Raw genomic sequence first — 7,899 nt, forward strand, 5'->3', positions numbered from 1 at the left:
CCCGATAAATTACAGCGCCTTCAATCCTAGCATTTTCAAGGCCTAATCCCTGTTTTAAACTTTAGGAAAAACTACTCTCACAGAAAAATATCAGTTTCTTGTCACTTATTTATCAGGCGGCAGATTTAATTGCCATATATTTACTTTCATTGTATGATATAAATAGATACTTAACACGGCGGCGGTTTGTTCCTCTGCTGAATCACATAACAAAACCGCCATGATCAGTTTGGACTACGCGAGTGACGTTTCGCTCCCATCGGCTTGCGCCGATGTTCCAGACAGCCTGGCGGTTTTTCCATTTACCGCGTTAGCGATTAGGGGGGATGATCAATGAAAACAGCTGCCGTTTCCCGCACAACGGACGGCGTTGTTCAGGCAATCCAGGGAACGATCATCGACATTTCTTTTTCCGGCCAATTACCGCCGGTTCATACGATATTGCGCACCGGCAATAACGCTTCCGTTTATATTGAAGTCCTTCTGCATCTCGAACCGCATCTGCTGCGCGGCATCGCGCTCACGCCGACGCGCGGCCTCAGCCGCGGCATGAAAGTTTCAAATACGGACTCTCCGCTACTGGCGCCAGTCGGAAAAAATATTTTATCCCGGATGTTCAACATTTTCGGCCAAGCCATCGACGGACTTGGCCCAATCAACGACGTAAGCTGGCGTTCAATTCATCAGCCTGCGCCATCGCTCTTACGACGCTCCGCCAAGTCGGAAATATTTGAAACCGGCATCAAGGTCATCGACGTCCTCGCACCGCTCGAGCGCGGCGGCAAGGCGGGGCTGTTCGGCGGCGCCGGGGTCGGCAAGACGGTTCTGCTGACGGAGATGATTCACAACATGCGCGGCAAGCACCACGGCGTCAGCATTTTTTGCGGCATCGGCGAACGCTGCCGCGAAGGCGAGGAACTCTACCGCGATATGCGCGATGCCGGCGTACTGCCGAACACCGTACTCGTCTTCGGCCAAATGGATGAACCGCCGGGTTGCCGCTTTCGGGTCGGCAATGCCGCACTGACGATGGCGGAATATTTTCGCGATGATGAACGGCGCGACGTCCTGCTCTTGATCGACAATATTTTCCGCTTCATCCAGGCCGGCTCCGAAGTTTCCGGCCTGCTCGGCCAAATCCCGTCCCGTCTCGGCTACCAGCCGACGCTGAGCACCGAACTGTACCGTTTCCAGGAACGGATCGCTTCCACCGATGCGGGCGCGATCACCTCACTGCAGGCGGTCTATGTTCCCGCCGACGACTTCACCGATCCGGCCGTGGTTCACACGTTTTCCCATCTTTCCGCCTCGATTGTCTTGTCGCGCAAGAAGGCCAGCGAAGGACTCTTCCCCGCGATCGATCCGCTCGAATCCTATTCCAAAATGCTGTCCGCCGACATCGTCGGCAAACGTCATTATCTGCTCGCTCAGGAAATCCGCAAAACGCTGGCTGAATATGAAGAGCTGAAAGACATCATCGCGATGCTCGGCATCGAAGAGATCTCGAAGGAGAATCAGCGCACCGTGCGCCGCGCACGCAAACTCGAACGTTTTCTGACGCAGCCGTTCGTCACAACCGAACAGTTTTCCGGCATTCCAGGCAAATTGGTCAGCACGCAGGAAGCGCTCGACGGCTGCGAGAAGATTTTGCAGGATGCTTTTGACGATTTGCCGGAAAGCGCTTTTTATATGGTCGGTTCCATCGGCGAGGTCGAAGCGAAACGAAAGGAGCAGGCGGATGGAAAACGAAGCGATGCGCCTTAAAATTACCCTGCCGCATCAAATCTTACTTCAGCAGGAAGATGTCTTACGCATCGTCATCGAAACAACCCAAGGTTCGCTGGGCTTGTTGCCGCGCCGTTTGGACTGCGTCCTCACGTTACAGCCAGGCATCATGATTTATGAAACCGCAGCAGACGGCGAACGATATTTAGCCCTTGATACCGGAGTTCTGGTCAAATGCGGTTCCCAAGTATCCATAGCCGTTCGTCGCGCGGTCAGCGGCGTTGCATTTGAGGAACTTGAACAGGCGGTGCGACGCGATTTTTTAAACGTCGATGAACATGAGCAGAGCGTCAGAAGCGCACTGCAACGTTTGGAAAGCGGCTTCATCCGCCGTTTCATGGAGTTGAAGAGACATGAGTAAAAAAAATGACGGCAACGATAAAACCTTGCCCGGCATCATTCAACGCCAAGCCGCACGTAAGGCAAAGTCCAGGCAGGACAAACGCCGCCATCTTTGGTTCGGCTTTTCCGTCTTCGGCGTCATCGGTTGGTCTGTCGCCCTCCCCTGCCTGCTCGGCGCCGCGCTCGGCCTGTGGCTCGATGACCACTACCCGCGCCAACAGCCGTGGACCTTGGCTTTGCTCTTGGCCGGTCTCTGTCTGGGCTGCGTGAACGCCTGGAACATCCTCGAAAAGCAACGCGGCAAAATCAAGCAAAACGGAGATGATAAGCATGACTGAAGCGCTTTCTTTATTGCTTGCTTTTCTTATCGGACTATTGGCCGGCGTTTTTTTCTTCGGCGGCTTATGGTGGACCGTAAAGCGTTCGCTTACCGTGCGTCAGCCGCACCTCTTTCTGTTTCAAAGCTTCGTCCTGCGCAGCAGCGTTGTTTTACTGGCGCTGTACCTCTGTACCGCCACGGAATTTCCGCGAATCATCAGCTACATGTTCGGTTTTTTACTCACCCGGCATCTAGTGCTGCGCCGCTTGCGCATCACTCCTGCCGGACAGCCGGAAAGGAGGCTGCTATGAATCTTACGCCGGATCAGATTATCTTTTGGCAATACGGTTTTCTCAACTTGAATCTTACGATTGTGATGACCTGGCTGATCGGCGCCATCCTGACGCTCAGCTCCTGGCTGATCACCCGTCATGTTTCCCGCCAGCTTCAAGTTGCACCCTGGCAGAATCTGGCCGAAACCATCATCCTCTTCGTACGCAAACAAATCTGCGAAGTCGGCCTGCCAACACCGGATCGTTATTTAAGTCTGCTGGTCACGCTCTTTCTCTTCATTGCCTTGTCCGCATTGCTGACGATCATCCCCGGTTATGAAGCGCCGACCGGTTCACTCTCCACCACGACCGGGCTCGCCATTTTGATCTTTATTGCCGTTCCGGCTTACGGCATCCACGAACGCGGCCTTGGCAGCTATTTGAAACATTATGTTGAACCTACGCCGGTCATGCTGCCGTTTAACATCCTCACCGAGTTATCACGCACGCTGGCTTTGGCGGTGCGGCTATTCGGCAATATGCTAAGCGATACGATGATCCTGGCCATCGTGCTGATCATCGCACCGCTCTTCTTTCCGATCATCGTACAGCTGCTCGGCTTATTGACCGGTTTTGTTCAGGCCTATATCTTTACGATTTTGGCCATGGTCTATATTGCGGCCGCCGTAAGCGGCAAGGAAGGCTAATGACAAGGAGGGGGAAACTATGGATAGTATCGCAATGGTTGCCGTCGCCTCTATTCTTTCCGCCGGCATCACGATGGGCATCGGCAGTCTCGGCCCGGCGATCGGACAGGGCAAGGCGATCGCCAGCGCGCTCGCCTCAATTGCGCAGCAGCCCGACGAAGCGGGAACCGTAACTCGTACGCTCTTCATCGGTCTGGCGATGATCGAATCGCTGGCCATTTACTGTTTCGTCATCTCGATGATTTTGCTCTTCGCCAATCCGTTTTGGCAGTATGTCATAACAAAAATGGGGGGATGATGCATGCTGATCGATTGGTTTACCGTCATCGCCCAAATGATCAATTTTCTAATATTAATCTGGCTGCTCAAACATTTTCTCTATCAGCCCATTCTTAACGCAATGGCGGCGCGAGAAAAAAATATCGCCGACAATATTGCGGCGGCATCCGATGCGAAAAGTCAGGCCGATGCGAAGAAAATAGAACTGGAAGAAGAACTCCAAGCATTGCAGGTAAAAAAGGAAGAACTTTTCGCAGCGGCCAAAGCCCAGGCAGAAAAAGAGTATCAGACGCTGCTCAAAGACGCCCGTCAGCAAGTTCAGGATCGCCAATCCGAATGGCATCGTACGCTGACGATGGAACGCGAAGCTTTCTTGACGGATTTGCAAAAGCAAATCCGCGAAGAACTTTTTGCCATTGCCAGCCTGCTTTTGCACGACCTTGCAGACGCTGCGCTGGAAGAACGCATGGCCGCCAGTTTTCAGCGGAATTTTTCCGCTATGGAGAAAGAGGAAAAAGGACGTTTTCTTGCCGCGTTGCCGCAACTTTCACAGCCGGTCCTGCTGCGCAGCGCATTCGAGCTGCCTGCCGATCTGCAAAACCGCTTATTGCAAAGTTTGCGTCAGGATATCCCTGCAGCCTATCCGATTCGCTTTGAAGTCGAACCTTCGCTTCTCGGTGGCATCGAACTCGTGATCGGCGGCGAGAAAATTGCCTGGAGTCTGGCAAACCATCTTGCCCTTTTGCAACAACGTATGGAACAAATCATGGAGAGGACGAAGAGAGATGGAACGGGAGAATGAAACGTTAACCAACCTCACAACCAACAGCCTCTTCGCGCTGCGCGAGGCACGCCTCGACTTTCAGGCCCCGCTCCTGCCGCAACAGATCGGCATCGTCAACGAACTGACCAACGGCATCGCCTGGGTTGACGGCTTGCCCGACGTGGAACTCGAAGAAATGGTCAGTTTTATCGACGGTTCGCTTGGCATCGTTTTCAACATTGACGAGCGGCAGATCGGCGTTGTTCTGTTGACCAGCAGTTCGGCCATCAAAGCCGGCACCGAAGTACGACGCACCGGGCGAGTCGCCGACGTTCCGGTTGGCGAAGGCTTGCTCGGCCGGGTCATCAACCCGCTCGGCATCCCGCTTGACAGTAAAGGTCCGCTTCATTTCAGCCAGCGTCTGCCTCTGGAACGGGAAGCACCGCAGATTATCGACCGTGATCCGGTCAAAGTTCCATTACAAACCGGCATCAAGGTTATTGACGCATTGATTCCGATCGGACGCGGCCAGCGTCAGCTGATCCTCGGCGACCGTCAAACCGGAAAAACTGCAATCGCCATTGATACGATCCTTAATCAACGGGAGAGCGGCGTTATTTGCATTTATTGCGCCATTGGCCAGCGAGGCGCTTCTTTGGCCAAATTAATCGGCGAATTGTCGACGCACGGTGCGTCCCCCTACACAATTCTTGTCATTGCCGAGGGCGGCGATGAACCCGGTTTACGTTACATTGCGCCTTATGCTGCAACTTCAATCGGTGAATATTTCATGGCCAAGGGTCGCGATGTCTTGATCATCTATGACGATTTAACGAATCATGCCCAAACCTATCGCGAAATATCTTTACTATTACGTCGTCCCCCAGGCCGTGAAGCTTTTCCCGGCGATATTTTCTACATTCACTCCCGTCTGCTGGAACGTTCAACCCGGTTGCGCACCGCCAAAGGAGGCGGCTCCTTGACGGCGTTGCCAATCCTTCAGACCGAAGCGCAAAATATTTCCGCCTATATTCCGACCAATCTCATTTCAATTACCGATGGTCAAGTCTATCTTTCGCCCAGTCTGTTTCAAAAAGGCATCCTGCCGGCAATCGACGTCGGCAAATCCGTTTCCCGAATCGGCGGCAAGGCGCAGCTTGGCGCCTATCGCGCCGTAGCCGGCGCTCTAAAATTAGCATATTCTCAATTCGAAGAATTGGAAATGTTCTCTCGCTTCGGCACAAAACTCGACGAACAAACACGTAAGACGCTGGCGCACGGGCAACGAATACGCGAATGTTTAAAGCAACCGCAATATCAGCCGCGTTCTGTCGAGGAACAGTTGCTGCTGCTGCTCGCGCTTACCTCTGGCCAACTGGATGAACTGCCTCTCAATGACATTTTCTCACGCGAACAATACATTCTCACGCTTGCACCAACATTACCACAAGAAATCTGTGCCGCGATTCAGTCCGGAACTCCGTTGAGCGATGCGCAACGCGACAGCATCCTGGAACTTTTGGCAAAAAGACTCTCCACTCAGGAGGGATAGTATGACGCAGACACTGGCAAGCATGAAACGGAAAATAAAAAGCGCCAGCGAACTTTACGCCGTAGTCGAAACAATGAAGACGATGGCGGCTGTCAATGTCGGCATCTACGAACGGGTCTATCATTCGCTGGCCGATTATCACCAGACAATCGAGGCCGGGATCAGCGCGATCTTGCGCCAATCGCCGCCTCACATTTCGCTTCGCCAACCAGCTTCCAATGCTGCGACAGCGATCATTGTTTTCGGTTCCGATCAGGGTATGGTCGGACAATACAACGACCGCCTGGCCAGCGCACTGCTCGAACGCTTCCCGCTGGCCAAGCAGCCTCCGGTCATTTGGTCGATCGGCGAACGCATCGCCGGCAAATTGCAAGATGACCTGCCAGTTACCAAGACCTATCGTGTGCCGGACAGCGCGGCCGGCATTGCAAGCCTGATCGGCAATCTGCTGTTAACGCTCGTTGCCCAACGCTTCTCGCGTCTTTTGCTTCTGCACAATAAACCACAAGGCAGCATTGGCTATGAACCGGTCTGTCAGCAATTGCTGCCGCTTGACACGCATTGGTTGTTCGATCTGGCAAAGCGCCCCTGGCCCAGCCAGGCGCTGCCGGAAGTAAACCAGACGCCGGATGCGGCCTTCTCGCTCTTTTATCAGGAATATATCTTCATTACACTTTGCCGCGCCTCGGCCGAAGCTTTGGTCAGTGAAAACATCAGCCGCCTTGCTGCGATGCAGCGCGCCGAAAAAAACATCGAAGAACTCCTCGAGCTGCTGCAGCAGGATTACAACCAGGAACGGCAAAGTTCGATCACCGCAGAACTATTCGACGTCATCTTCGGCTACACGACTCTAGCAGATAAAAAACAAGGCTGAAAATTTCTAGTCTTGCTCTTCGTCAATTTCCCCAAGCCCCGCGGTGGTGGTTTTTACAGAACCTTTAGGGCGAGTAATGCCAGACAGGTTGAAATAGGCAAGTCCGTCATCACCCGCGGCATGGACGCCGCGGGCAGACACCGTGCCCGGACGGCGCATTGTGTCTGGAATGATGATGGATGCAGACTATTTCGGCCATGTTTGGCACGAAGCCCTTTCGTTCTGGAAAAACCACCACCGCGGATAGTGCTAAAGTTCATAAAACTGTATCATAATCAAGTTTAATTTGCTGAGCAAACTCCGTTTAACTACGCTAAATAACGCAATCAGAACCACCCGTCTAACGGGTGGTTTGCACTGAGGCTATAAGCCTCTATTACTAGCCGGCGTCTCAAGACGCTGGCTTTCACTTTGTTCAAGCCACTACGGTCTAATCACTTTTGCTATCCCTAAAGGGATGTTTGTACTACTTCACGTTACCCTTAAAAGGGTCATCGTACTCTCGTACATTCAGTTTATCTATTGCTTGATCATGTTTTTCTTGTTCTTGAATGTACTTCTTGATCGTCGCTTCATTTAGCCCTACTGTACTAACATAATATCCTTCTGCCCAAAAGTGCCTATTCCCATATTTGTATTTCAAATTACCATGCTGTTCAAATATCATTAGCGCACTTTTTCCTTTTAGATACCCCATAAATGCAGAAACACTGAATTTTGGCGGTATCGATACTAACATATGCACATGATCGATCATTAGATGACCTTCTATGATTTTTACGTCCTTATAACTGCATAGCCTTCGTAATATTTCTCCTATGCTTTCACGATATTGACCATAGATTATTTTCCGTCTAAACTTCGGCGTAAATACTATGTGGTACTTGCACTGCCATTTTGTATGTGCTAAACTTTGTCCCATAAAACTCACCAGTCCTTTCTTTGTATAGTGGCCTGAACACCCTCTATTATAAGAAAGTGGTGAGTTTTTGTATAACAGTTGTCA

The 7,899-nt window shown here is 52.1% G+C and carries 10 protein-coding genes; 9 read left to right on the top strand and 1 reads right to left on the bottom strand.

Features of this window, described 5'->3' with window-relative positions:
- Positions 1–333: 333 nt before the first annotated feature.
- The 9 genes from atpD to QTL79_RS03855 are packed head-to-tail and all read left to right on the top strand — an operon-like array spanning position 334 to position 6,893.
- Positions 334–1,764 carry a F0F1 ATP synthase subunit beta gene (atpD, locus tag QTL79_RS03815; RefSeq protein WP_346353614.1) on the top strand — a complete coding sequence of 477 codons (1,431 nt, stop codon included), beginning with the start codon at positions 334–336 and terminating at the stop codon, positions 1,762–1,764.
- Positions 1,739–2,146: a F0F1 ATP synthase subunit epsilon gene (locus QTL79_RS03820; RefSeq protein ID WP_346353615.1), complete on the top strand. Its 408-nt coding sequence runs from the start codon at positions 1,739–1,741 to the stop codon at positions 2,144–2,146. Before atpD ends, QTL79_RS03820 begins: the two co-directional genes overlap by 26 nt.
- Positions 2,139–2,465 (top strand): AtpZ/AtpI family protein, encoded by a 327-nt coding sequence (locus QTL79_RS03825; protein WP_346353616.1) that lies wholly within the window; start codon positions 2,139–2,141, stop codon positions 2,463–2,465. Before QTL79_RS03820 ends, QTL79_RS03825 begins: the two co-directional genes overlap by 8 nt.
- Entirely contained in the window at positions 2,458–2,757 is a 300-nt protein-coding gene (locus QTL79_RS03830) for an N-ATPase subunit AtpR (protein WP_346353617.1), read from the top strand. The genes QTL79_RS03825 and QTL79_RS03830 overlap by 8 nt, the downstream gene beginning before the upstream one ends.
- Complete coding sequence (locus QTL79_RS03835; RefSeq protein WP_346353618.1) at positions 2,754–3,425, top strand: F0F1 ATP synthase subunit A; 672 nt, start codon at positions 2,754–2,756, stop codon at positions 3,423–3,425. Before QTL79_RS03830 ends, QTL79_RS03835 begins: the two co-directional genes overlap by 4 nt.
- Positions 3,426–3,444: 19 nt before the next feature.
- Complete coding sequence (locus QTL79_RS03840; protein WP_346353619.1) at positions 3,445–3,723, top strand: F0F1 ATP synthase subunit C; 279 nt, start codon at positions 3,445–3,447, stop codon at positions 3,721–3,723.
- Positions 3,724–3,726: 3 nt separating this feature from the next.
- Positions 3,727–4,506, top strand: coding sequence for a F0F1 ATP synthase subunit delta (locus tag QTL79_RS03845; RefSeq protein ID WP_346353620.1), 780 nt, complete (start codon positions 3,727–3,729; stop codon positions 4,504–4,506).
- On the top strand, positions 4,490–6,019 hold the full coding sequence (locus tag QTL79_RS03850) for an alternate F1F0 ATPase, F1 subunit alpha (protein WP_346353621.1): 1,530 nt from the start codon (positions 4,490–4,492) through the stop codon (positions 6,017–6,019). Before QTL79_RS03845 ends, QTL79_RS03850 begins: the two co-directional genes overlap by 17 nt.
- Before the next feature lies 1 nt (position 6,020).
- Entirely contained in the window at positions 6,021–6,893 is an 873-nt protein-coding gene (locus QTL79_RS03855) for a F0F1 ATP synthase subunit gamma (protein ID WP_346353622.1), read from the top strand.
- A 466-nt stretch (positions 6,894–7,359) separates the two neighbouring features.
- On the opposite strand, the gene tnpA is transcribed toward QTL79_RS03855, so the two are convergent.
- Positions 7,360–7,815 (bottom strand): IS200/IS605 family transposase, encoded by a 456-nt coding sequence (tnpA, locus tag QTL79_RS03860; protein ID WP_346353623.1) that lies wholly within the window; start codon positions 7,813–7,815, stop codon positions 7,360–7,362.
- Positions 7,816–7,899: the final 84 nt, after the last annotated feature.

Origin of the sequence: Azotosporobacter soli, assembly GCF_030542965.1 — a bacterium.
Lineage (GTDB): Bacteria > Bacillota > Negativicutes > SG130 > SG130 > Azotosporobacter > Azotosporobacter soli.